Origin of the sequence: Phenylobacterium deserti, from assembly GCF_003254705.1 — a bacterium.
In the GTDB taxonomy this organism is placed as follows: domain Bacteria; phylum Pseudomonadota; class Alphaproteobacteria; order Caulobacterales; family Caulobacteraceae; genus Phenylobacterium; species Phenylobacterium deserti.
Map to the genome: position 1 here is coordinate 1,079,648 of NZ_QFYR01000001.1, position 21,684 is coordinate 1,101,331.

21 protein-coding genes and 1 pseudogene are annotated in these 21,684 nt (G+C 69.1%); 10 read left to right on the forward strand and 12 right to left on the reverse strand.

Annotated features, from left to right (window positions below; genetic code table 11):
* Nucleotides 1-63 precede the first annotated feature (63 nt).
* Nucleotides 64-1,182 carry an AI-2E family transporter gene (locus DJ018_RS05360; RefSeq protein WP_111513822.1) on the reverse strand — a complete coding sequence of 373 codons (1,119 nt, stop codon included), beginning with the start codon at nt 1,180-1,182 and terminating at the stop codon, nt 64-66.
* Nucleotides 1,183-1,499: 317 nt separating this feature from the next.
* Between DJ018_RS05360 and DJ018_RS05365 the strand changes: the two genes are divergently transcribed.
* On the forward strand, nt 1,500-2,990 hold the full coding sequence (locus DJ018_RS05365; RefSeq protein ID WP_111513823.1) for a helicase HerA-like domain-containing protein: 1,491 nt from the start codon (nt 1,500-1,502) through the stop codon (nt 2,988-2,990).
* A 9-nt stretch (nt 2,991-2,999) separates the two neighbouring features.
* On the opposite strand, the gene bla is transcribed toward DJ018_RS05365, so the two are convergent.
* On the reverse strand, nt 3,000-3,908 hold the full coding sequence (bla, locus tag DJ018_RS05370; RefSeq protein ID WP_111513824.1) for a subclass B3 metallo-beta-lactamase: 909 nt from the start codon (nt 3,906-3,908) through the stop codon (nt 3,000-3,002).
* A gap of 123 nt (nt 3,909-4,031) precedes the next feature.
* Here bla and DJ018_RS05375 point away from each other — a divergent pair, with 123 nt between their 5' ends.
* The gene (locus tag DJ018_RS05375) at nt 4,032-4,574 is read left to right on the forward strand and encodes a methyltransferase domain-containing protein (protein ID WP_111513825.1); all 543 of its coding nucleotides are present in this window, start codon (nt 4,032-4,034) and stop codon (nt 4,572-4,574) included.
* Between the two features lie 6 nt (nt 4,575-4,580).
* Here DJ018_RS05375 and DJ018_RS05380 read toward each other — a convergent pair whose 3' ends face one another.
* Nucleotides 4,581-5,360, reverse strand: coding sequence for an SDR family NAD(P)-dependent oxidoreductase (locus tag DJ018_RS05380; protein WP_111513826.1), 780 nt, complete (start codon nt 5,358-5,360; stop codon nt 4,581-4,583).
* 54 nt (nt 5,361-5,414) lie between these two features.
* Here DJ018_RS05380 and DJ018_RS05385 point away from each other — a divergent pair, with 54 nt between their 5' ends.
* A complete protein-coding gene (locus DJ018_RS05385; RefSeq protein WP_111513827.1) occupies nt 5,415-5,837 on the forward strand; it encodes a YkvA family protein in 423 nt (140 codons plus the stop codon).
* A gap of 1 nt (nt 5,838) precedes the next feature.
* Here the strand turns inward: DJ018_RS05385 and DJ018_RS05390 are convergent, their stop codons facing one another.
* Both DJ018_RS05390 and DJ018_RS05395 read right to left on the reverse strand, forming a co-directional pair.
* Complete coding sequence (locus tag DJ018_RS05390; protein WP_111513828.1) at nt 5,839-6,681, reverse strand: SDR family NAD(P)-dependent oxidoreductase; 843 nt, start codon at nt 6,679-6,681, stop codon at nt 5,839-5,841.
* A gap of 3 nt (nt 6,682-6,684) precedes the next feature.
* Nucleotides 6,685-7,698 carry an NADPH:quinone oxidoreductase family protein gene (locus tag DJ018_RS05395; protein ID WP_111513829.1) on the reverse strand — a complete coding sequence of 338 codons (1,014 nt, stop codon included), beginning with the start codon at nt 7,696-7,698 and terminating at the stop codon, nt 6,685-6,687.
* A gap of 177 nt (nt 7,699-7,875) precedes the next feature.
* Between DJ018_RS05395 and rlmN the strand changes: the two genes are divergently transcribed.
* From rlmN to DJ018_RS05410, 3 genes are all read left to right on the forward strand, one after another.
* Nucleotides 7,876-9,057: a dual-specificity RNA methyltransferase RlmN gene (gene rlmN / locus DJ018_RS05400; RefSeq protein WP_111513830.1), complete on the forward strand. Its 1,182-nt coding sequence runs from the start codon at nt 7,876-7,878 to the stop codon at nt 9,055-9,057.
* A 62-nt stretch (nt 9,058-9,119) separates the two neighbouring features.
* Entirely contained in the window at nt 9,120-9,542 is a 423-nt protein-coding gene (locus tag DJ018_RS05405; RefSeq protein ID WP_111513831.1) for a DUF350 domain-containing protein, read from the forward strand.
* Between the two features lie 10 nt (nt 9,543-9,552).
* Nucleotides 9,553-10,383 carry a S1 family peptidase gene (locus DJ018_RS05410; protein ID WP_111513832.1) on the forward strand — a complete coding sequence of 277 codons (831 nt, stop codon included), beginning with the start codon at nt 9,553-9,555 and terminating at the stop codon, nt 10,381-10,383.
* Here DJ018_RS05410 and DJ018_RS05415 read toward each other — a convergent pair.
* From DJ018_RS05415 to DJ018_RS05425, 3 genes are read right to left on the reverse strand one after another with little or no spacing between them, the layout of a single operon-like run.
* Complete coding sequence (locus DJ018_RS05415; protein WP_111513833.1) at nt 10,380-12,080, reverse strand: AmpG family muropeptide MFS transporter; 1,701 nt, start codon at nt 12,078-12,080, stop codon at nt 10,380-10,382. The two genes, DJ018_RS05410 and DJ018_RS05415, sit on opposite strands and share 4 nt — an antisense overlap.
* Nucleotides 12,081-12,117: 37 nt before the next feature.
* The gene (locus DJ018_RS05420; protein WP_111514691.1) at nt 12,118-13,647 is read right to left on the reverse strand and encodes a response regulator; all 1,530 of its coding nucleotides are present in this window, start codon (nt 13,645-13,647) and stop codon (nt 12,118-12,120) included.
* Between the two features lie 35 nt (nt 13,648-13,682).
* Nucleotides 13,683-14,081, reverse strand: a complete 399-nt coding sequence (locus DJ018_RS05425) for a helix-turn-helix domain-containing protein (RefSeq protein WP_111513834.1) — start codon at nt 14,079-14,081, stop codon at nt 13,683-13,685.
* 125 nt (nt 14,082-14,206) lie between these two features.
* On the opposite strand from DJ018_RS05425, the pseudogene DJ018_RS19625 reads away from it, so the two are divergent.
* From DJ018_RS19625 to DJ018_RS05445, 4 genes and pseudogenes are all read left to right on the forward strand, one after another.
* Nucleotides 14,207-14,368: pseudogene (locus tag DJ018_RS19625) on the forward strand (response regulator transcription factor); the annotation flags it as partial.
* 124 nt (nt 14,369-14,492) lie between these two features.
* Nucleotides 14,493-14,834, forward strand: a complete 342-nt coding sequence (locus tag DJ018_RS05435; RefSeq protein ID WP_111513835.1) for a hypothetical protein — start codon at nt 14,493-14,495, stop codon at nt 14,832-14,834.
* A gap of 182 nt (nt 14,835-15,016) precedes the next feature.
* On the forward strand, nt 15,017-15,370 hold the full coding sequence (locus tag DJ018_RS05440) for a hypothetical protein (protein ID WP_205853710.1): 354 nt from the start codon (nt 15,017-15,019) through the stop codon (nt 15,368-15,370).
* Nucleotides 15,371-15,435: 65 nt separating this feature from the next.
* Nucleotides 15,436-15,888: a hypothetical protein gene (locus DJ018_RS05445; RefSeq protein ID WP_111513836.1), complete on the forward strand. Its 453-nt coding sequence runs from the start codon at nt 15,436-15,438 to the stop codon at nt 15,886-15,888.
* Here the strand turns inward: DJ018_RS05445 and DJ018_RS05450 are convergent.
* From DJ018_RS05450 to DJ018_RS05465, 4 genes are all read right to left on the reverse strand, one after another.
* Nucleotides 15,843-17,378, reverse strand: coding sequence for a YifB family Mg chelatase-like AAA ATPase (locus tag DJ018_RS05450; protein WP_111513837.1), 1,536 nt, complete (start codon nt 17,376-17,378; stop codon nt 15,843-15,845). The genes DJ018_RS05445 and DJ018_RS05450 overlap by 46 nt on opposite strands.
* 135 nt (nt 17,379-17,513) lie before the next feature.
* Nucleotides 17,514-18,464, reverse strand: coding sequence for a glutathione synthase (gshB, locus tag DJ018_RS05455; RefSeq protein WP_111513838.1), 951 nt, complete (start codon nt 18,462-18,464; stop codon nt 17,514-17,516).
* A 58-nt stretch (nt 18,465-18,522) separates the two neighbouring features.
* Complete coding sequence (locus tag DJ018_RS05460; RefSeq protein ID WP_111513839.1) at nt 18,523-20,166, reverse strand: alginate O-acetyltransferase AlgX-related protein; 1,644 nt, start codon at nt 20,164-20,166, stop codon at nt 18,523-18,525.
* A complete protein-coding gene (locus DJ018_RS05465) occupies nt 20,166-21,599 on the reverse strand; it encodes an MBOAT family O-acyltransferase (RefSeq protein WP_111513840.1) in 1,434 nt (477 codons plus the stop codon). The genes DJ018_RS05460 and DJ018_RS05465 overlap by 1 nt, the downstream gene beginning before the upstream one ends.
* Between the last annotated feature and the right edge of the window lie 85 nt (nt 21,600-21,684).

Genomic DNA, 21,684 nt, shown 5'->3' on the forward strand with positions numbered 1-21,684 from the left:
GGCCTGCTTGGCGGCGACCAGCCTTAGATAGGGAGCGGCAAATCAACTTAAAGCCCTCGATCCTTACGATTTCCTCGACCGGCGGCCTGCCGGCTCGGACGACATTCCGGCGTCCGGCGGTTGCCCCGGCTTCTTGTTCTTCAGGTGTTGCGGGTCCCCGTCGGAGCTGAGCAGGACGGCCAGCCAGCGGGTGCCGTCGAACTGCGCCAGGATCACCATCATCATCACGGTGATAGGCGTCGACAGGAAGGCGCCGACCAGGCCCCAGATGGAGCCCCAGAAGGCGAGCGCCAGCAGGACCACCACGGGGTCCATGTTCAGGCTGCGGCCCTGCATGCGCGGGTAGATGACGTTGCCGACCACCAAGCTGATGCCCTGAAGCACGGCAAACAGCACGATCGCCTGCCAGAGGGTGGGGAACTGGACCAGGGCGAACAGCGGAGGTGCGGCCACGCCGATCACCGCACCGATCACTGGGATGTAGGAGGCGATGAAGATCAGAAAGGCCCAGAAGGCGGCATCGTGCAGCCCCACCGCGACCATCGCGATCCAGGAGCCGACCGCGATCATCAGGCCGGTGACCGTCTGGACCCATAGATACTGCTCGACCCCGTCACGGATGCGCAGAAAGGCGGCCATGGCCTCCTGGCGGCTGTCCCGGTTCGGGAACAGGGCCACGATCTTGCGCTCAAAGCTGTGGCGCGACGCGATGATGAAGGCGGCGTAGACCAGCACGAAGGCGGCCGTCGAGCCGAAGTTTTGAAGGCCCTTGGCGATCCGGCCGATCCACGGGCGCAAGTCGAACTGCTGGATCATCTGTGTCAGGCTGGGCGGAGCGTCGATGCCCACCATGCCGGCGACGCGCTGCACTATCGCGTTCAGCCGCGGGGCGTAGTCCACCAGCTGGGTCGCGAAGGACGCGGCGTTCTCGTAGATGAAAAAGCCGCTGCCGCCGAAGATCACCAGCGACAGGATGACCGCCAGCGGCGTCGCCGCGCGGCGCGAAACCCCGGGCAGGCGGTGCTCCAGCACGCGGGCGAAACCGTCGACCATCACCGCCAGGAACATCGCCATGGCCAAAGGTGTCAGGATTTCGCGGAGCCAGTAGAGCGCGGCGCCAGCGGCGATCACCGCCAGGAAGACGGTCGCGTTGCGGGTGACGGCGGAGGAACTTGCGGCCATGGAAAGCTTTCGCGGTGCTGCCCGACTGTCCTCGGCGGGTCCGCCGCCGTCAATGAAGGCGTCCTCTACCCCTTTTCGGAGTGGACGCGGCGTGATTTTGCCTCGTTGCGGGACAAAGTCGAGACGATCTTCGCGCCAATTCGTTCCTGCGCCGTAAATGCCTGCCTTGAGAGCAGCGCTTTAGCGTCCGCGGACCAGGTCCATGAACGCCCCAGCGGTGCAGGTGGCTCCATCGCCCGCTAGAGGGTTGTTCTCCTGGCGAGCGCCGTCCCATGCCGCTAGCTTGCCAGGCCCTGCAAGGTTGCGAGGAGCTTGGAATGAGCGGCGACGGCGTGCTGATCGGTTGGGCGGATGGGCCACAGGCGCTCAGGCTGGATCGGGCCAACCGGCACGGGCTGGTGGCCGGCGCCACCGGCACGGGCAAGACTGTCACCCTTCAGGTGCTGGCCCAGGGTCTGTCCGACGCCGGCGTCCCGGTCTTCGCCGCCGACGTGAAGGGCGATCTGTCCGGCATCGCCGCAGCCGGCCAGCCCAGCGCGAAGATGCAGGCGCGGGCCCAGTCCATGGACCTGGAGCTTCGCCCTTCCGCCGCGCCGGTGATCTTCTGGGACCTGTTCGGCCAGGACGGCCATCCGATCCGCGCCACGGTCAGCGAGATGGGCCCGCTGCTCGTCGCTCGGATGCTGGAGCTGAACGAAGTGCAGGAGGGCGTGCTGAACGTCGTCTTCCGCGCTGCCGACGAAGACGGGTTGCTGCTGCTCGACTTCAAGGACCTGCAGGCGGCGCTGACCTATGCGTCCGAGAACGCCAAGGCGCTGGGCGCCAAGTACGGCAACGTCTCGCCGGCCACCGTCGCCACCATCCAACGCAAGCTGCTGGTCCTGGAGAGTCAGGGCGGCGCCAACCTCTTCGGGGAACCGGCCCTGCAGCTCTCCGACCTCATGCGCACCGACGGCTCGGGCCGCGGCTACATCAGCGTCCTGGCCGCGGACAAGCTGATCTCCTCGCCCCGCCTCTACGCCACCTTCCTGCTGTGGCTGCTGTCCGAGCTGTTCGAAGAACTGCCGGAGGTCGGCGATCCGGAGAAGCCGCGCCTGGCCTTCTTCTTCGACGAGGCGCACCTGCTGTTCCGCGACGCGCCCAAGCCGCTCCTGGAGAAGGTTGAGCAGGTCGTTCGCCTGATCCGATCCAAGGGCGTCGGCATCTATTTCGTCACCCAGAATCCGGCCGACATCCCTGAGACGGTTCTGGGTCAGCTGGGCAACCGGATCCAGCACGCCCTGCGCGCCTACACGCCGGTGGAGCAGCGCGGCTTACGCGCGGCGGCCGAGAGCTTCCGCCCGAACCCGGCGTTCGACACCGCCGAAACCATCCAGCACCTGGGCGTCGGCGAGGCCCTGGTCTCCGTGCTGGACGAGAGGGGCGCCCCTACGGTGGTGCAGAAGACGCTCGTCCGCCCGCCCGTTTCGCGCCTGGGTCCGCTGGACGCCGCGGAGCGACGCCAGATGATCGCGCAAAGTCCTGTCCGCGGCCTCTACGACCAGCTTCAGGACCGGCAGAGCGCCTACGAAATGCTGCAGGATCGTGCTGCAGCAAAGGGTGCAGCAAAAGCTGACGACGAGGAGGCGCCGAGGGCGCGTCCGACCCGCTCCAAGGCGCGTGATCAGGGCGGCATCGGCGAAGACGTGGCCGACATGGCGGGCGCGTTCGGCAAGTCCATGCTGCGCAGCATCGGCACGCAGCTCGGCCGCGAGATCATGCGTGGCGTCCTCGGCGGGCTCACCGGCGGTACCCGTCGGAGGCGCTGAGGAGCGGGCCTACTTCTCGCTCTTCTCCCCGGCGATCCGCTTGTCCAGCAGCGCCTCGTACTTGGCCGAATAGGCGCGGCAGGCGCCGGGATCGACGAACGGGTTGGGCGCGCGGCCCGCCTCCGCCGCCTTCAGCTTGGCGTCGAAGCCGGAATGATCCGGGTGCGCGGTGATCAGCACGTCGCACGGCAAAGCCGCGAGCTTGCGCATCCCCGCGCGAAAGCCGGTCGTCAGGTCCCCGCGTCGCGGGTGGCGTGTGTAGTGGAAGTGGTCCGAAGAAATCGGGTTCAGGCTCGCGGCGAACACCACGTTGCGGCATTGGCCCGCCTCGCAGCTTTTCCACGTCCAGCTGGTGCTGCCGGGTGAATGGCCCGGCGTCATGACCGCGCGCACGGTGGCGTTCCCTAACCGGATCGTCTCACCGTCGCGGACCGCCCGCACTCTGCCGACCGCCGGAAACCGCTCCAGATCCTCGGCCTGCGGGTCCTCGGGATCTGAACGACCCAGGCGCAGGGCCTCCGCGCCCGACGCGCTGGCGATCGCCATGGCGCCGCTGCCGCGCGCCAGGGCGGCGATGCCGCTGGAGTGGTCCCAGTGGGACTCGGTGGACAGGATGTAGCGGATGTCCTGCACCCTGAACCCGAGCTTGCGGATGTTCGCCTCGACCTGCGCCACGCCCTGGGGCACGCCGCCGTCCACCAGCATCAGCCCCGCGCCCGTGTCGATCAGCGCCAGGCTGAGGCCGCCGAACCCCACATAGTAGGTGTTCCCGAACACCCTGGCCGGCGCCTGTGGCGCGAGCCACCGGGCAGCGTAGGCCGGCTGGATCGGACGCGTCAGCGGGTCGGCCGGCTGCGCCAGGGCCGGCGCGGTCCAGATCACGCTGGCGGCGGCTAGGGCGGAGAGTGTCTTGGTCATCGGGAGCCCCGTTCTGCGAGCGCCGATTTGTTCAAGCCTGGCCATGCCGCGCAAGCCGCGGCGCGATGTCTCCTGTGGGCGAGGGTGTTTGGCGCGCTGCCCGGCCTATGAGATAAGCGGGCCATGAGCGCACAGAGCCCCGTGATCTCCGACACTTACCGGCGGCTGCAACAAGAGCTGCACGAGAACCCTGGCTACGGGGTGATGTCCTTGCGGTACGGCGGGATCGTAAAGCAGCTGATAGACCAACTAGGAGCCAAGTCGCTGACCGATTACGGCGCGGGTAAGCAGAACCTGCTGACAGCTCTCCAGAAGCTCGACGTCGAGATCGACTACCGTCCCTACGACCCGGCGTTCCCCGAATATGGCCAGGCCCAGCAGGCTGATCTGGTCTGCTGCATCGACGTGCTGGAGCACATCGAGCCCGACTACTTGGAGAATGTGCTGGATGAGCTGAAGGCAATTACGGTGAAGCATGGCTTCTTCACCGTTCACGTCGGACCAGCGGTGAAGCATCTAGCAGATGGGCGCAACGCCCACTTGATCCAACAGCCGCCGCAATGGTGGCTGCCCAAGTTCAAGGAGCGCTTCAAGCTTCTGCAGACCAGGGAGATCGCGAACGGCTTCGCTGTGATCGTCGCCGCCCTGGATCCCGTCCAGGCCTGAGGCCGCCTACCTGGGCGGCATGCGGATGGCGCCGTCCAGCCGCACGTGCTCGCCGTTGAAGTAGCCGTTGCGGATCATCTCCAACGCCAGCGAGGCGTATTCCGCCGGGCGGCCCAGCCGCTTGGGAAAGGGCACGTTGGCGCCCAGCGCGGCGCGCACCTCGTCCGGCATGGCCGCCACCATGGGCGTTTCGAACACGCCGGGCAGGATGGTGTTCACCCGGATGCCTTCGCCCATTAAATCGCGCGCGATCGGCAGGGTCATGCCCATGACCGCGGCCTTGGAAGCCGAATAGGCCGCTTGGCCGATCTGTCCGTCCACCGCCGCTACGGAGGCGGTGTTGATGATCACGCCCTTCTCGCCGTCGGCCAGCGGCTCGGCGTCCATCATGCCCAGCGACGCATGGACGATGCAGCGGAAGGTGCCCAGCACGTTCACCTGCAGGCTGGCCTCGAACAGAGGCAGGGGGAAGGAGCGTTTGCCGCCCGTCTTGTCGCGCCCAACGGTCTTCACCGCATTGGCCACACCGGCGCAGTTCACCAGGATCCGCTCGTGCCCGTGCGCGGCGCGGGCGCGGGCGAAGCCGGCCTCGACCTCTTCATCGACCGTGACGTTGACCTTGCAGAACACGCCGCCCAGTTCGGATGCGATCTCCTGGCCGCGTTGTTCGTTCATGTCGAACAGGGCGACCTTCACGCCCTGCGCCGCCAGCGCCCGGGCCGTGGCTTCGCCAAGCCCGGATGCGCCGCCGGTGACCACGGCCGCGACGGATGAATTGAGTTCCATGGACCTGTCTCTCCCGATGACCCAAGATGTCCTCGTCGCCCGAGGCTTAGCCCTATGACCCGCGCCGAGAAAGCATCACCCGACGTCAAGGACGCCTTCGATCCGAGGCAGCCGATCGACCCCAGCCGCGCGCTCGTGCCCTCGGTGGTTAAGGTCAACGAGGCGCGCGTGACCCGTGGCTTCTGGCCCAAGATGCGCAAGGTGGCGGCCAAGGTGCCTTTCGCGTCCGAGGCCCTGTCCGTCTGGTTCTGCGCCCGGGACGAAGAGACGCCCATCGCGGCCAAGGGCATGATGTTCGCCGCCTTGGCCTACTTCGTCCTGCCGACGGACGCGGTGCCCGACTTCATCGCCGGCCTCGGCTACACCGACGACGCGGCGGTGTTCGCCGCCCTCATGGGCGTGGTCGGCAAGAACCTGAAACCCCGCCACCGCAAGGCCGCAAAGGACGCCGTCGAGCGGCTGCGGGCCGAGAGCTGAGCTAGCTCCCCGCCATCTCGAACATCTTGGCGAAGGGGTTCGGCGCATTGGGGTCCCAGGCCGAGCGCGGGCCCACCGTCAGGCCGCCGTCCACCAGAAGATAGGTCCCAGTAACGAACTCGGAGTCGTCGCTGGCCAGGAACAGGGCCGCCTTGGCGATGTCCTCCGGCAGGCCGGCCTTCGGGATCGGCTGAACCTTGGGGCCGGTGGCCGCAATCATGGCCGCCAGCTTGTCGGCCGTCTCGCGCGGCAGCCCGAAGGACGCGCCGAAGATCGACGTAGCGATCAGGCCCGGGCACAGGGCGTTCACCCGGATTTTCTGCGGCGACAGCTGGGCGGCCGCCACCCGGCTCATCTGGATCACCGCCGCCTTGGCGCTGGAATAGGCGATGGGCCCGAAGCCCGCCTGCAGGCCCGCCACCGACGAGGTGTTGATGATCGAGCCGCCGCCGCGCTCCCGCATCAGCGGCGCGGCATGCTTGATGCCCAGCATCGGCCCGCGCACCAGGATGGAGAAGATCCAGTCCCAGCCCTCCGCCGTGATCTCCTCCACCGTCAGCATGCGATCGGAGATGCCGGCGTTGTTGAACAGGATGTCGAGCCCGCCGAACTCCGACGCCGCCGCGGCTGTCATGGCCGCGATCTCGTCTTCGCGGGTCACGTCGCAACGGACGTAGCGGACGCGCCCTTCGAAGCGCTCCTGCAGCCGCGCGCCCTTTTCGTCCTGGATGTCGGCGGCGATCACCCGCGCGCCTTCGCCAGCGAACAGCTCCACCGCGCCCAGGCCGATGCCGGACGCCGCGCCGGTGATGATCGCGACCTTGCCTTCGAGACGTCCCGCCATCGCTCAGCCCTGCCCTTCGCCCATGGTCACGACGACCTTGCCCATGGCCTGTCGGCTGGCCAGGTGGGCGATGGCCTCGGCGCCCTTTTCCAGGGGAAAGCGCTCCGAGACGAATGGCTTGATCTTGCCCGCGGCGTAGAGCTCGAGCAGCTCTCCCACGGCCTGGGCGTGCTTGTCCGGGTTGCGCGCCACCCAGGCGCCCCAGAAAACGCCGACGATCTCGCAGCCCTTCAGCAGGGCGAGGTTGAGCGGGATCTTCGGGATGTCGCCCGCCGCGAAGCCCACCACCAGGTACTTGCCTTCCCAGGCGATGGAGCGCAGCGCCGGCTCGGCATAGCCGCCGCCGACCGCGTCATAGATCACGTCCGCCCCGTTCGGGCCGGAGGCCTGCTTGAAGAGCTCGCCCAGCTGCTTGGAGGCGTCCTTGTCGAACGGGCCGCGCCCATAAACAACGCCCGCGTCCGCGCCGTGCCGCTTGCACAGCTCGACCTTTTCTTCGGACGAGGCTGCGGCGATCACCTTGGCGCCCATGGCCTTGGCCAGCTCGATGGCCGCCAGCCCCACGCCGCCTGCCGCGCCCAGCACCATCAGCGTCTGCCCGGCCTGCAGCTGCGCCCGGTCCTTCAGCGCGTGGTAGCTGGTGCCATAGGTCATGATGAAGGCCGCCGCCTCGTCGAACGGCATGGCGTCGGGGATCTTCACCAGGCGCGAAGCGTCGATGGCCGCCATCTGCGCCATGCCGCCCCAGCCGGTGGAGCCCAGCACCCGGTCGCCGGGCGCCACATGGGTCACGCCCTCGCCCACGGCGCGCACCACGCCGCTGATCTCCCCGCCCGGCGCGAACGGTCGCTCCGGCTTGAACTGGTACTTGTCCTCGATGATCAGCACGTCGGGAAAGTTCACCCCGCAGGCCCGCACCTCGATCAGCGCCTGGCCCTTGCCGGCCTCCGGCGTCGGCAGCTCCTCCAGCGCCAGGGTCTCGGGCCCGCCCACCTGCCGGCTCAACAGCGCCTTCATCGCTCGGATCTCCCTTTGTCCGGGCGCGACGCTAGCGGAGCCGAACGTGCGGCGGAAGCAGTTTCGAACAGATGTTTGAGGCGATGCCGCCTGCGCGCAACAGGTCGCGCCGGGCCTGAGTTGGTTTGGAAACCATCGTCCCCTATATTCGCCTCTCTCCACAAAGGACGTCTTCCCTTGGGCGTGACCCTCGACCTATCGCGCGCGACCGCGACGCCGGTGGCGCCGGCCCTGATCAACCTCTCCGGCATGACCCGGGCGGAACTCGCCGCGGCGCTGGTGGAGGCCGAGGTCGTGCGTCCCGAGAAGGCCAAGATGCGGGCCACCCAGCTGTGGCGCTGGATCCATCACTACGGCGTCACCGACTTCGCCAGGATGACCGACGTCGCCAAGGAAACGCGCGCGCAGCTGGTCGAGAAGTTCACCGTCGCCCGGCCGGAAGTGGTGGAGCGCCAGGTTAGCCGCGACGGGACCCGCAAGTGGCTGATCCGCATGGCCCCGGGGATCGAGGTCGAGACGGTCTACATCCCCGATGTCGGCCGGGCCGGGGCCTTGTGCGTCTCCAGCCAGGTGGGCTGCACGCTGAACTGCACCTTCTGCCACACGGGCACCCAGCCGCTGGTGCGCAACCTGACGACGGCCGAGATCGTCGCCCAGGTGCAGGTGGCCCGCGACGACCTCGGCGAATGGCCCTCGCCCAAGGAAGACCGCCGCCTGTCGAACATCGTGTTCATGGGCATGGGCGAGCCGCTCTACAACTTGGACAACGTGGCTTCGGCCATCGACATCATCGCCGACAACGAGGGGATCGCCATTTCCCGCCGGCGGATCACCGTGTCGACTTCGGGCGTGGTGCCGCAGCTGGAGGCCCTGGGCGAGCAGACCCAGGCCATGTTGGCGATCAGCCTGCACGCCACCAACGACGAGCTTCGCAACAAGCTCGTGCCGCTCAACAAGAAGTACCCGATCGCCGAGCTGATGGCCGGCATCCGCGCCTACCCGGGCCTGTCCAACTCCAAGCGCGTGACCTTCGAGTACGTGATGCTCAAGGGCGTCAACGACAGTCCGGCCGAGGCCAAGGCGCTGGTCCAGCTGCTCAAGGGCATTCCGGCCAAGATCAACCTGATCCCATTCAACCCGTGGCCAGGCAGCGACTACGCCTGCTCGGACTGGGGCACGATCGAAAAGTTCGCGGCCGTGCTGAACCGCGCCGGCTACGCCTCGCCGATCCGCACGCCGCGGGGCCGTGACATCCTCGCCGCCTGCGGCCAGCTGAAGAGCGAGAGCGAGAAGCTGCGCGCCAGCGCCCGCCGCAAGATCGCCGCCGAGGCCGAAGCCGCCGCCGACGCTGCAGAGTAGGGCGCAGTAGGCCCACCCGGCTTCGCCGTGCTAATCAGCGGCCAAGTTCGGGGGAGTAGCCGATGCCGACGCCGTCGCCTGAGATCCAGGCCTTCGCCAGCGGGTTTCCGGTCACCTTGCTGCATGCCGCGGTCAGCGTGGCGATGCTGTTCGTGGCGTCCGCCGTCTATGTGCTGCTGACGCCGCACAAGGAAATCACCCTGATCCGCCAGGGCAACGCGGCGGCGGCGGTCTCCATGGCCGGCGTCCTGGTCGGCCTCGCCATCCCGTTGGCTTTCTCGCTGAAAGCCTCGACCACCCTGGTGGATCTCGGCCTTTGGGGCGCGGCCACCGTGCTCGTCCAGCTGCTGGTGTTCCGCCTGGTGGACCTCGTGCTCCATGGCCTGCCCCAGCGCATCCAGGACGGCGAGATGTCGGCCGCCGCCATGCTGGTGGGCGCCAAGCTCGCCACCGCCCTGATCATCGCCGCCTCCGTCTCGGCCTGAGGCCGGGGGCGTGCAGTTCCCCAGACTGCCCGACTGGCTGATCTACGCCGCGGTGGTGGCGGGACTGCTGATCGCCGCCGTCGGCCGGCAGGAGCGCGCCGATGCGCCGCCTGCGCCGCCCGCTGCGCCTCAGGTGGCCAGCGAGGCCCTGGGTCCGGCCTCGCCCTTCGATCCCGAAGTGGTCGTCGATGTGGAAGCGCCGCGTGGCCCGGCGGAGGGCACCGCCTTCTCGATTTCCTCCAGCGGCGTGTGGGTCACCGCCCGCCACGTGGTCGACGGCTGCAAGCAGGCCGCCATCGTCGTGGGTCCAGGCCAGGGCGTGGAAGTCGGCGTGCGGATCGATCCGAAAGGCGAGGCGGCGATCCTGACCACCGACGGCGGCGCGCCGGCCCTGCCGCTGGCGCTGGACCGTCCGCTGCATCGGGGCGAGCGGGCCTTCCACCCCGGCTTCCCGCAAGGCGAGCCGGGCGAAGTCACCTCCCGCCTGATCGGACGGGAGAACCTGGTGGTGCGCGGACGCGGCGCGCGAACCGAGCCGGTGCTGGTCTGGGCCGAGGCTGGTCGCACCGACGGCTTGAACGGCTCCCTTGGCGGGCTTTCCGGCGCGCCCGCGCTGGACGAGCAGGGCCGCCTGATTGGCGTGACGATCGCCGAGTCGCCCCGCCGCGGCCGCATCTACACGACGACCCCGGAAACGGTGGAGCGCCTGCTGGCCTCCACGGGCGTGCGGCCCGGACCCGCAGGTCCAGGCCAGCCGATCACCCCGGAGAATTACGGCCGCGCCGCCGACGCCCTGCGCCGCGACCTGCGCGTCGCCCAGGTGTTCTGCCTGGCGGTCTAGGGCGCCCGCGCTTCCAGCCGGCCCTGGCGGGCTGCGACGACGAAAGCCAGCACGATGGCGGCGACCCCGATCAGGGCTGAATAGAGGAAGAAGACCACATAGCCCGCGCCCAGCGCCGCCGTGGTGACCTGCGACTTGGCGGCGCCGGCGGCGTAGGCTTCCGGCGGCAGCGCGCCGAACAGCCCCTTCAGCGGCGCAAAGGCGCCGCCGCGGTCGGCTGCCGCAGCAGAACTCTCGACGATGCGTCCGGACTGGGAAGCGATCAGCTTGCCGGGCAAGGCGTAGAGCGACGAGAACAGCGCATATTGCGTGGCGGTGAAGCCGACCGAGGTCAGGCTGGACATGTAGGCGATTAGACAGGTGCCGGAGAAGCCCGACGCCACGTTGTCCACCCCGATGGCGATGAACAGGGCCGATAGCTGTGGGCCCTGCATGGCCAGCCAGGCGAACACCAGGTTGCTCAGCGGTCCGGCGAAGGCGCCGACCACCAGCGCACGCAGCAGCCCCAGACGCACCACGGCCCAACCGCCCAGGCCAACGCCCAGCACGGTCATGATCACACCGAACACCTTCCGCACCTCGGCGATCTCGGTCTTGGTGTAGCCCAGGTCCGCGTAGAACGGGTTCATGATGTTCAGGACGAAGTCGGACAGGCGATAGACGCAGATCAGCGCCAGGATCAGAGCGGCCACGCCCTTGTAGCGCACCACAAAATCGCGCAGCGGCTCGCCAAGGGCGGTCGCCAGGTAGACGCCCGGACGTGTCCGCACGCCAGGGATCGGGCAAGCGGCCAGCACGATCACCAGAAGTCCGATCACCACGGCGCTGAGCTGGAAGTAGACGCCCTCCGGCTTCATTTCCCACGCCGCCGCGATCCCCTCAGCTGCGGCCGGGAAGCCGAGACCGCGCAGGCCCGCAGCGAGCAGCGACGCATCGGCGGCGAGACCGGACCCGACGATCAGACCGCCCAGGGCGAACAGCGCTAGGCGGGCCAGCCACTCCGGCAGCTCCAGCGCCGGGCGCGAGGGCACGCCCTCGGCATGGATGGGCCGCACTGCGTGAGCCTTCTCACGAGGGGCGGCGAGGGCGCCGGCCAGGCCGATGCCCATCAGGGCGGCCATCACGGCGTAGGAGATGTTCCAGTTGAAGCGGTCGGCCAGCACCAGGGGCGCTGCGCCGGCGACGATCATCGCGATGCGGTATCCCCACTGGTAGGCCGCCGCCATGGCGCCCTGCTTTTCGACGGCTGCGGCTTCGATCCGCCAGGCATCGATCACGATGTCCTGGGTGGATGCGGTGAAGCCGACGAACACGGCGAAGGCGGCCATCAGGCCCAGGTTGCCTGCGGGGTCCGCACCGGAGATCAGCCAAAGGCCCAGCATCACCAGAACCTGGGTCACCACCATCCATGAGCGCCGGTGGCCCAGCCAGCGGGTGAGGATCGGCACCTGGGTGCGATCCACCAGTGGGGCCCAGAGAAACTTCAGCGAGTAGGCCAGCGTCGCCAGGGCGAAGATCGAGATGACCTTCAGCGACAGCCCGGCGTCCCGCAGCCACAGCGACAGGGTGTCGAAGATCAGAAGGTTGGGCAGGCCGGACGCAAAGCCTAGGGCCAGCATGACCAGTGCGCGGCGTTCGAAAAAGACGGCGAGCGAGGACAGCGCCCCACGTTTGGGCTCGGCGGCGTCAGCGCCCATCAAGAACTCCGAAGTGCTTGGCGCCCCCGGGCGCCCGTCAGCCGACCTTGGCGCGCTGCGCCTGATCCGTCCAGCGGGTGCGAGTCCACCGCGTCAGGACAGCGCGGAGGCTATCGGGCAGGATCGGCTTGACCATGAAGTCGTCCATCCCCGCGGCGAGGCACGCCTGACGGTCGTCATCGAACGCGTTGGCGGTCAGCGCGACGATGGGCGTGTCGATGCCCGCCGTGCGCAGCTGCCGGGCGGTCTCAACGCCGGACAGCCCGGGCATGCGCATGTCCATCAGGATCAGGTCGTAGGCGCCCACCCGCACGGCCGCCAGGGCTTCCTCGCCCGCCGCCGCATGGTCCACCACGCAGCCCTCGCGGGTCAGCAGGGCGCGGGCCAGCAGGGCGTTGATTGGATTGTCTTCCACCAGCAGCACGCGCGCGCCGGGGGCGGCGGCCGGCGCCAGCCGGTCGTCCTCGGCCGGAGCGGCCGGATCTTCCGTCGCGCCCGCCGCGATCAGCACCCATTCGGCCAGCGAGGCTTGCCGCAGCGGCTTGATCAGCCAGGCGGCGAAGCCCGCCTGCCGCAGGGCATCCTTGCGTTCCCGTTGTTCGGCGGCCAGCAGCACGATGGCCTTGCGGCCCGGCGGGGCGCGCAGGCTCTCGCCCTCGCTCAGCGCCTCGTCCAGCAGCAGGACGTCGCTTGGTCCGACGGCGGCCAGCAGGCTGTCCACGTCCTTGGCGGTCACCGCGCGCCCGCCACAGGCCTGGATCTGTCGGCGCGCAGCGCGCAGCAGGACGGGATTGGGGGAGGCCACGCCGATGGTGCGGCCCGTCAGGGGCAGGGTCGCGGGCGCGGCGGCCACCGAGGTGAACGGGGCCTCGAACCAGAAGATCGAGCCGCCGCCCTTGTTGGGGACAACGCCCACCTCGCCATCCATGGCCTGGGCCAGCCGGCGGGCGATGGCCAGGCCAAGCCCCGCGCCGCCGATCACCGCCTGGCCGGCTTCGGCCTGGGCGAACGCCTGGAAGATCCGTTCGCGGTCGGCCGCCGGGACGCCGGGACCGGTGTCCTCCACCGTGAACCGCATGCCGAACTCGGTTTCGGTCACCGCCAGCAGAACGCCGCCTTCAGTGGTGAACTTCACGGCGTTGCCGGCGAAGTTCAGCAGGATTTGGCGCAGCTTGCCCTCGTCGGCCAGGATCTTCAGCCCGGACGGCGCCGACCAGCCCAGCTCCACGCCCTTTTCCCGGGCCCGCGGCGACAGGAGTTCGGCGACGCTGCGCAGCAGCGCCTCCACTTCCAGCGGCTGCGGGTGCAACTCCACGGAGTCGGAGCCCAGCTTGGCGAAATCCAGCACGTCGTTGACCAGGGTCAGCAGGTGCTGGCCGCTTTCGCGCATGGCGGCGGCGTAGGCCCGCTGTTCGGCCGTCAGGGGCGTCCCCTCCAGCAGGCGGGCCATGCCCAACACGCCGTTCAAGGGCGTGCGGAATTCATGGCTCAGGGCCGCCAACTGGGCGGCGCTGATGTGCGCCCGGCGGGGGCGGCGCTCGGAAAGAGGTCGCGGAGGTCTGCGCATCGGCGCGACCATGGCGCCGGTGGCTTAACGAGGGGTCAAGCCGGCCGGTCGGCCTTGGTGGCCATTTCCTGGGTCAGGGCGAGAAGGGCGGCTCGGGCGCGTCCGTCAGGAATGCCGTTGAACGCCCGCAGGAGCTCCAGCGCGCCGGGACGGGACAGGGCGCGGAACACCTCCTCCTCGTCCGACACGGCCCCGACGCTGTCCTCGCCGACAAGCCAGGACACGCTCGTGCTCAGCGCCGCGGCGGCCGCCACCAGGGTCGATGCGGCCACGCGGTTCGCGCCGCGCTCGTACTTCTGCACCTGCTGGAACGACACGCCCAGCCGTTCGGCCAGGTCGCTCTGGTTCATGCCAAGCTGACGGCGACGCGTTCGGATTCGCGTACCGATCGCTAGGTCCAATGACGCGGGACTCCCGACCTCTTTGGCTTGCATCGGCGCCTCCTGCGCGGCCGAATGTAGCGCGTTTGTCGAAAACTTGCCGCGCAAAGTAGACGAAAGGCGTGCGGCGTCGTTTATTGAACGCCACCATGCCGACGCGCACTGAAATCAACGGGGATATGGTTTCGCTGCTCACGCCGCGTGAGCGCGAGTGCCTGCGCCTCGTGGATCAGCATCTCAGCTCCAAACAGATCGCGCGCGAGCTGGGCATGTCCAAGACCAGCGTCGACACCTATTGCGACCGCGCCCGACGCAAGCTGGGCGTGACGGACCGCTACGAGGCCGCCCGCCTCCTGCGCGCGCGGGACGACAGCGCTGTCCTGATCCCGTCAGGACAGGACACGATCAGGACAGACAGCCCTCCGGAAAGCTGGCCCGATGAGCCGGCAATCACGGAGACGGCCAATGGGCGACTGGCACCACAACTTCGACAACCGACCGGCGATCGGACGGGCTCTGCGTCTGCGTCGGGAGATCGACGACTTCGAAGCCCGCTGGCCGAAGGGCCCGGTGAGGGACGAGTCGATCCCGACCTTCTCCTGGGAGCAGCTGGAGCGGCAGCTCGTCGATTTGGCAGCTACGCCCAGCCAGGCTTTGATGGCCAAGCATCTGGTGTCCGCGACCCGGAAGCTGGCGCCTTTCAAACCCTCCGAGATGGTCTTGCGGGAAATCCTCTGCATGACCTGGGTGCTGCTGGACGAGAACTTCCGGCCGGATCCGGACTGTGGCCCGGAGGAAACCGACTAAGCCCCGCTGCGCGACTGGCGGCCGTCCTCGCGGTGGCCGTCGTGTCTGCGCTGGCTTTCGGGTCGATGCTGGCGGGAATGCAGGCGCTCCAGAGCCTCGCGCCCTTCTAGGCCGGCAAACCTAAACAAGCCTGACAACGTTATCCGAAATGCGCCCCGGGACGGGAGCGCAGGAGAACCCCCATGCTCAAACAACGCCGCATGGCCGCCGAGCAGATCGCCAGCGCCCTGTTCGAAGCCGAAGCCGCAATCGACGTCGCTCTCGCAAAGACCGCCGCCCTAACCGGCGCCATGCCGGCCCTGCGCAAGCAAGCTGGCGCTTCCGCCCTGGTGGGCCAGGAAGCCGTGGAGCGCGCCAGCCAGGCCATCATGGCCCTGGCGGAAGCCCGCCGGGCGATTGTCGAGACCCACCGGGAGCTCGACACGGCCAAGGAATACGTGGGTCTGGGCGCCGTGACCCTGGTGGACGAGGGCAGCGCCAAGCCGACCGGCTACGCCCGCAGCGCGCGCGCCCTGCGGCAGGTCACCGCCGCCTGAGCTGTTTCCGCGCTGTAGCGGGTCTGGCAAAGTAGCTCCCTGGTCCACCGGGGAGCCGCCTGCTCTTGAACCCCTACGTTCTGACGCCGTGGATCAGCTGGACGCTGTTCGTGCTGGTCGTGGCGGGCGCCATTCTGCGCGGCGGCCTCGAGGAGCGGCTTGCTGCGGGCGCCTTGATGCTTTCCCTGGCGCTCTCGATCATCTTCCGTGATCCCACCTATTCGGGCCTGCAGTGGGGCGCCTTCGCCGGGGACCTCGTCCTGCTGGGCGTTCTTCTGTTCCTGGTGCTGCGGTCCGCCCGCTTCTGGCCGATCTGGGCGGCGGGGTTCCAGCTCCTGGGGGTGCTCACCCACCTCGGCCGCGTGCTCGATCCCAAGGTCCAGCCCTGGGCCTACGCCTCGGCCCAGGTGATCTGGACCTGGGCCCTGACCGTGGCTGTGGGTGTCGGCGTGCTCGCCAAGTGGCGCGAGCGTCAGACCGCCAGCGCCCTGACCCCGGCGGCGGCCACCCGCCGGTAGATCAGCGCTTCGGCCACGTGCACGCGCCGCACGGTTTCGGCGCCCTCCAGATCGGCGATGGTGCGGGCCAGCCGCAGGGTTCGAGTCCAGCCGCGGGCGGTTAGTCCGCCGGCCTCCGCCGCCTGGCTCAGCAGCGCCCGCGCGGGCGCATCCATGGCCGCAATGGTCTCCAGCCAGTCGCCGTTGGCCTGGGCGTTCAGGGCGCTCGCGCCCTCGCCGCCGTCCTGCGCCCGGGCGAGCTGCATCTGGCGCGCCTGGGCCACCCGAGCGGCCGCCTCGGCGGTGCCTTCGGCCGGCGGCGGCAGGGCGAGATCGGCCGGGGTCACCGGCGGAACTTCCACCTGCAGGTCGATGCGGTCCATTAGCGGACCGGAGATGCGGCCCTGATAGTCGCTCTGGCAGCGGGGCGCCCGCCCGCAGGCGCCGCGCCCCGGCCCGCCGACCCCGCAGCGGCAGGGGTTCATGGCCGCCACCAGCTGCACCCGCGCCGGATAGCGCACGTGCGCATTGGCCCGCGCCACCACCACCTCGCCGGTCTCCAGCGGCTGGCGCAGGCTGTCCAGCGCCTGGGTCCCGAACTCCGGCAACTCGTCCAGAAACAGCACGCCGTTGTGGGCCAGGCTCACTTCGCCCGGCTTAGCCTTCAGTCCACCGCCGGTCAGGGCGGCCATGCTGGCGGAGTGGTGAGGAGATCGGAACGGCCGGGCGCGGGTCAGCTGTCCGCGGGCGATCAGCCCGGCCATGGAATGAACCATGGAGGTTTCCAAGAGCTCCTGCGGCGTCAGCGGCGGCAGCAGGCCCGGCAGGCGCTGGGCCATCATCGACTTGCCCGACCCCGGAGGGCCGATGAAGAGCAGGTTGTGGCCGCCGGCGGCGGCGATCTCCAGCGCCCGCTTGGCGTTCTCCTGGCCCTTCACGTCGCGGAGGTCCGGAACCCGCTCGCCGTCCAGCATGGGACCTGGCTTGGGCGGCGACAGCAGCTGCACGCCGCGGAAGTGGTTCACCAGGGCGATCAGCGAGGGCGCGGCCAGGATCCGCGTCTCGCCGGCCCAGGCCGCTTCGGGTCCGCAAGCCTCCGGGCAGATCAGTCCCAGGCCCATGCCGCCGGCCGCCACCGCCGCGGGCAGGGCGCCCGCCACCGGCATGATCCGGCCGTCCAGCGACAGCTCGCCCAGCGCCGCCCAGCCTTCCAGCGCGTCGGGCGGGATGACGCCCATGGCGGCCATCACCGCCAGGGCGATCGGCAGGTCGTAGTGCGACCCGACCTTGGGCAGGTCGGCCGGAGCCAGGTTGGCGATGATCCGCTTGCCGGGCAGGGCCAGGCCCAGACCTGCGAACGCCGCGTGCACCCGCTCACGGCTCTCGGCCACCGCCTTGTCGCCCAGGCCCACGATGATGAAGGCGAAGGCGCCCTTGGTGAACTGGACCTCGACTTCGATCCGGACGGCGTCGACGCCCTGGAACGCCACCGTCACCACCCGCGCCGCCATGCTCAAGCCCTTGTGTCCGGACGTCACTTATCCACAAGATGCGAGCACATGGCGAAGCTCGGATCAAGAACAAAAATCGAACGTAAGTAGAAAGCCAGCAACATCCGTGTGTTACGGACCGAAGCTCAGAAACGGCTAAGCTTGCCCGCTGCGAAGCGCCTCGATGCGCTCCCAGAGCGCCTCGGTCGCGTCGACGCCCGTGAACCGCTTCAAGGCCACCGCGCCCGTGGGCGAGGTCACGTTGATCTCGGTCAGGTAGTCGCCGATCACGTCGATCCCGACGAAAAGCAGTCCGCGGGCTTTCAGTTCCGGACCGATGGCGGCGCAGATTTCCCGGTCGCGGGCCGACAGCTCGATCGGCTGCGGCTTGCCGCCCACCGCCATGTTGGAGCGGATCTGCCCCTTCTCCGGCACGCGGTTGATCGCGCCCACGGGCTCGCCGTCGACCAGGATAATGCGCTTGTCGCCCTTGGTCACGCTGGGCAGGAACTTCTGCAGGATCACCGGCTCGCGGCCGATCTCGGCGTGCAGCTCCAGCATGGCGTCGAGGTTGGGGTCATCCTTCAGCAGCCGGGTGACGCCCGACCCGCCCCGCCCGTTCAGCGGCTTCAGCACCACGTCCCCATGCCGGGCGCGGAAGTCGTAGATCGCTTCCTTGTCCAGGGTGATCAGGGTCGGCGGCTGCAGCTCGGGAAACTTGGTGACGAACAGCTTCTCCGGCGCGTTGCGCACCTCCACGGGGTTGTTCACCACCAGCGTCTTGGGATGCACGGCCTCCAGGAAGAAGGTCGTGTCGATGTAGTGCATGTCGAACGGCGGGTCCTGGCGCAGCAGCACCACGTCGAATTCGGTCAGCTCCACCCGGCGCGGCTCGCCCAGGCTGGCGTGATCGCCCTTCACCCGCTGCACCGTCACGTCCCGCCCGCGCGCGAAGGCGCGGCCGTCCTCCAGCGCCAGGGTGTCGGTGGTGTAGACGAACAGGCTGTGCCCGCGGGCCTGGGCCGTTTCCATCATCAGGAAGGTCGTGTCGCCTTCGATGTTGATGCCCTCGATGGGGTCCATCTGGACGGCGACCTTCAGGGACATGGGAGCTCCGCGGGCTTCTTCGAACGGCCCTGCACATAGGCCCGCCGACGCGCCAGCGCTAGCGTGGGCCGTCGATGCCGATCCAGGCCGGGGGCAGGCTATCCAACCGTACGCCTTTGAGCACCATCTTCGCCCCGTCGATGTAGATCACCGTATCGGCGCCTTCCTGCCGCGCTTCCCAGCTCGTGCCGGCGTCCAGCCGCACCAGGTCGCCGTCGGCGATGTTGAAGTCCATGACGACCTCCAGCCCCGCGCCGGGGAAGGCGTTGAAGATGTCCGCGCCCGGGCCGCCCCACACCTCGTCGTCGTCCTTGCCGCCGGTCAGCCAGTCGTCGCCCGCGCCGCCGCGCACTGTGTCGTTGTCCTGCCCGCCGCGCAGCCGGTCGTTTCCCGGTCCGCCGTCCACCAGGTCGGCGCCCTCGCGCCCGGTGATGTCGTCGGGGCCATCGCCGCCGGTCAGGGTGTCTGGCCCTTGCGTGCCCTCGATCAACTGGCCGCGCCGCGGCTCCGCGGCCGCCGCCTGTCGCTGGGCTGCCTCGACCGCATGGTTGATCCGCGCCCGGGCGCTGAGGGAGGGCGGCGGCGCATCCGGCAGCGCGTAGAAGGCGCCATTTTCCACCACCTCCAGGATCACCAGGTCAGGATGGAACCGCTCAACCAGGTCGGTGCGCCAGGAGCCGTCCTGATTGTGCGCCAGGATGATCCGGCTGAAGTGGCCATAGAGGAACGGCAGCAGGGCGTTGGAGAAGGAGTCCCGCGTCAGCAGCAGCACCGGTTTGCCGGCCATCCCAGTGTCCACCACCTGCGGCGCAGTCCAGTCCCGTTTATCGGTCAGGAAGCTGGTCCGCCGCTGGGCGTCCAGCGGAAGGTCGGCGAGCTCGGGATAGTCGGCCTGCACGAAGCTCGCGACCCCCAGCATCAGCGCCAGGTCACGGGGCTTGTTGCGCCCGCCGACGTTCACCTCGCGGAACGCCTCGATCGGCCGCGGCGCGTCCGCCAGGCCCAGCGCGTGCAGCCGGCTCATCAGCTGCACATAGCCCCAGTAGGCGCCCAGCCCTGTCCAGTGCGTGTCGTGCCGGCTGAAGGTCTTCAGTCCCCAGCGAGTCTGGTGGGCGATCAGGTCGTGCATGTAGACGACCTCGCCGACCCCGGAGATCTGCGCGAGCCCGGAAAGCCGCAGGGCCGGCCGGTCAGGGTCCAGGCCTTCGAACCAGGCCGGCGCCTGTTCCGGATAGATGCTCTCCTTGTCCGGCGCGATGGCCACCACATAGGGTATGCCCCGGGCCTTCAGATACTCCGTGCGGCCGGCCAAGGCTTCCAGCCACGCCTTCCATGCTTGCGGCGGCAGCGCGGGATCGTTGCGCGCCGCGCCCAGGTGGGTGCCGTTGTCGGTGAACAGCCAGCCATCCTTGCCGACGATCACCTTGGGCGATCCGCTGACGCCCAGCTGCATGCGGGCGTAGTTCAGCCAGGCGATCAGATGGGTGCGGGGCGCGAAATGATCGGCCACCCAGGCGTCCATCGCCTTGGGATAGGCGCGCAGGGCGGCCCAGCCCTGCGGCGGCCCGGGGAACGGGGCCATCACCCGGTTCTCCTGCAGGTCCGGCGTGCGGACCAGGTGCGGCAGGGCGAAGGCCCCGGCCCAGACGGCCAGGCTGGCGGCGATCAGGCGTCCCCAGTGTGCGCGCGCGGAAAAGGCCATCAGAACCGGAAGTACAGGAAGGGGTTGAGGCTCGACCCCGCCAGCTTGGCGATGCTCAGCAGGAGGCCGCAGGTCAGCATCAAGGTCGGCAGGACGAAGGCGCCTTGGGTGTCCAGGCGCGGCTCCAGGTGGGCGGCGGGCGCCAGCCGGTGCGCCTTCAGCCGCGCCGCGATCCACGGCAGCAGGGGCGCGGAGAACAGCACCCCCAGCACCAGCGCGCTGAGGGTCTCGGCGTTCAGCAGCACCAGCAGCCCGGCCTCAGGCGCTCGCCAGCCGCGCGGGTCGAACATGGCCGAAACGTAGAGCCGTGCCGCCCCCAGGCTCGTCGCCCGGAACAGCACCCAGCCGAACAGCACCACCAGCATGGCGTAGAGGTGACCCACCGCCCGCGGCGCCCGGTCCAGCAGCCGGCCCAGGCCGAAGCGCTCGATCAGCAGGAACAGCCCGTGGAAGAGCCCCCAGGCGATGAAGTTCCAGGCCGCGCCGTGCCAGAACCCGGTCAGCAGAAAGACGACCAGCAGGTTGCGCACCGTGCGCCACCGCCCGCCGCGATTGCCGCCCAACGGGATGTAGACGTAGTCCCGGAACCAGCTCGACAAGGAAATGTGCCAACGCCGCCAGAACTCACTGATCGAGCGCGAGATGTACGGGTAGTCGAAGTTCTTGGGGAAGGTGAACCCCAGCATGAAGGCCAGGCCGATGGCCATGTTCGAATAGCCGGCGAAGTCGAAATAGATCTGGAGGGCGTAGGCCAGCGCCCCCAGCCAGGCGGTCAGGATCGCCGGCTGCGCCTTCATGTCGAACGCCAGGTCGGCCACGGGCGCGACGGTGTTGGCGATCAGCACCTTCATGGACAGGCCGACGATGAAGTACTGCAGCCCAAGCCCGATCCGCCCGGTCCGCCGCCGGTCGGCGTGCAGCTCCTCGCGGATGTGGGCGTAGCGCACGATCGGCCCGGCGATCAGGTGCGGGAACATCAGGATGTAGGCCGCGAACTTGGCGAGGTTCCGCTCGGCCGGCACCGCCCGCGTGTGCACGTCCGCCACATAGCTGATCAGCTGGAAGGTGAAGAACGAGATCCCCAGCGGCAGGGCCAGATGGATTTCCGGGACCGGCGCGCCGGGCAGGACCTGGTTGATCACGCCGCCCAGGAAGCCCGCATATTTGAAGAAGCCCAGCACCAGCAGGTCGAGTGCGACCAGCCCGATCAGCAGGCCCCGCCGGGCGCCCGCCTCGCGCCCTTCAAGGGCTCGCGCCCCCGCCCAGTTCAATCCGATCAGGGCCGCCAGCAGCAGCAGGTAGGGGCCCTCGCCCCAAACGTAAAACGCCGCGCTGCCGACCAGCAGCGCGCCCGTCCGCCAGCCGCTCAGGTAGTAGCCGAGCAGGAAGACGGGCAGGAAATAGAAGATGAAGATGATGGAGCTGAAGACCATCGAACGCTGCGCTCAGGGACTGGCCCCGGCGGGCCTGCTCGGCGGCAACATCCTAGGCTTCGCTTCGAAGCGCAACTGTGGGTTC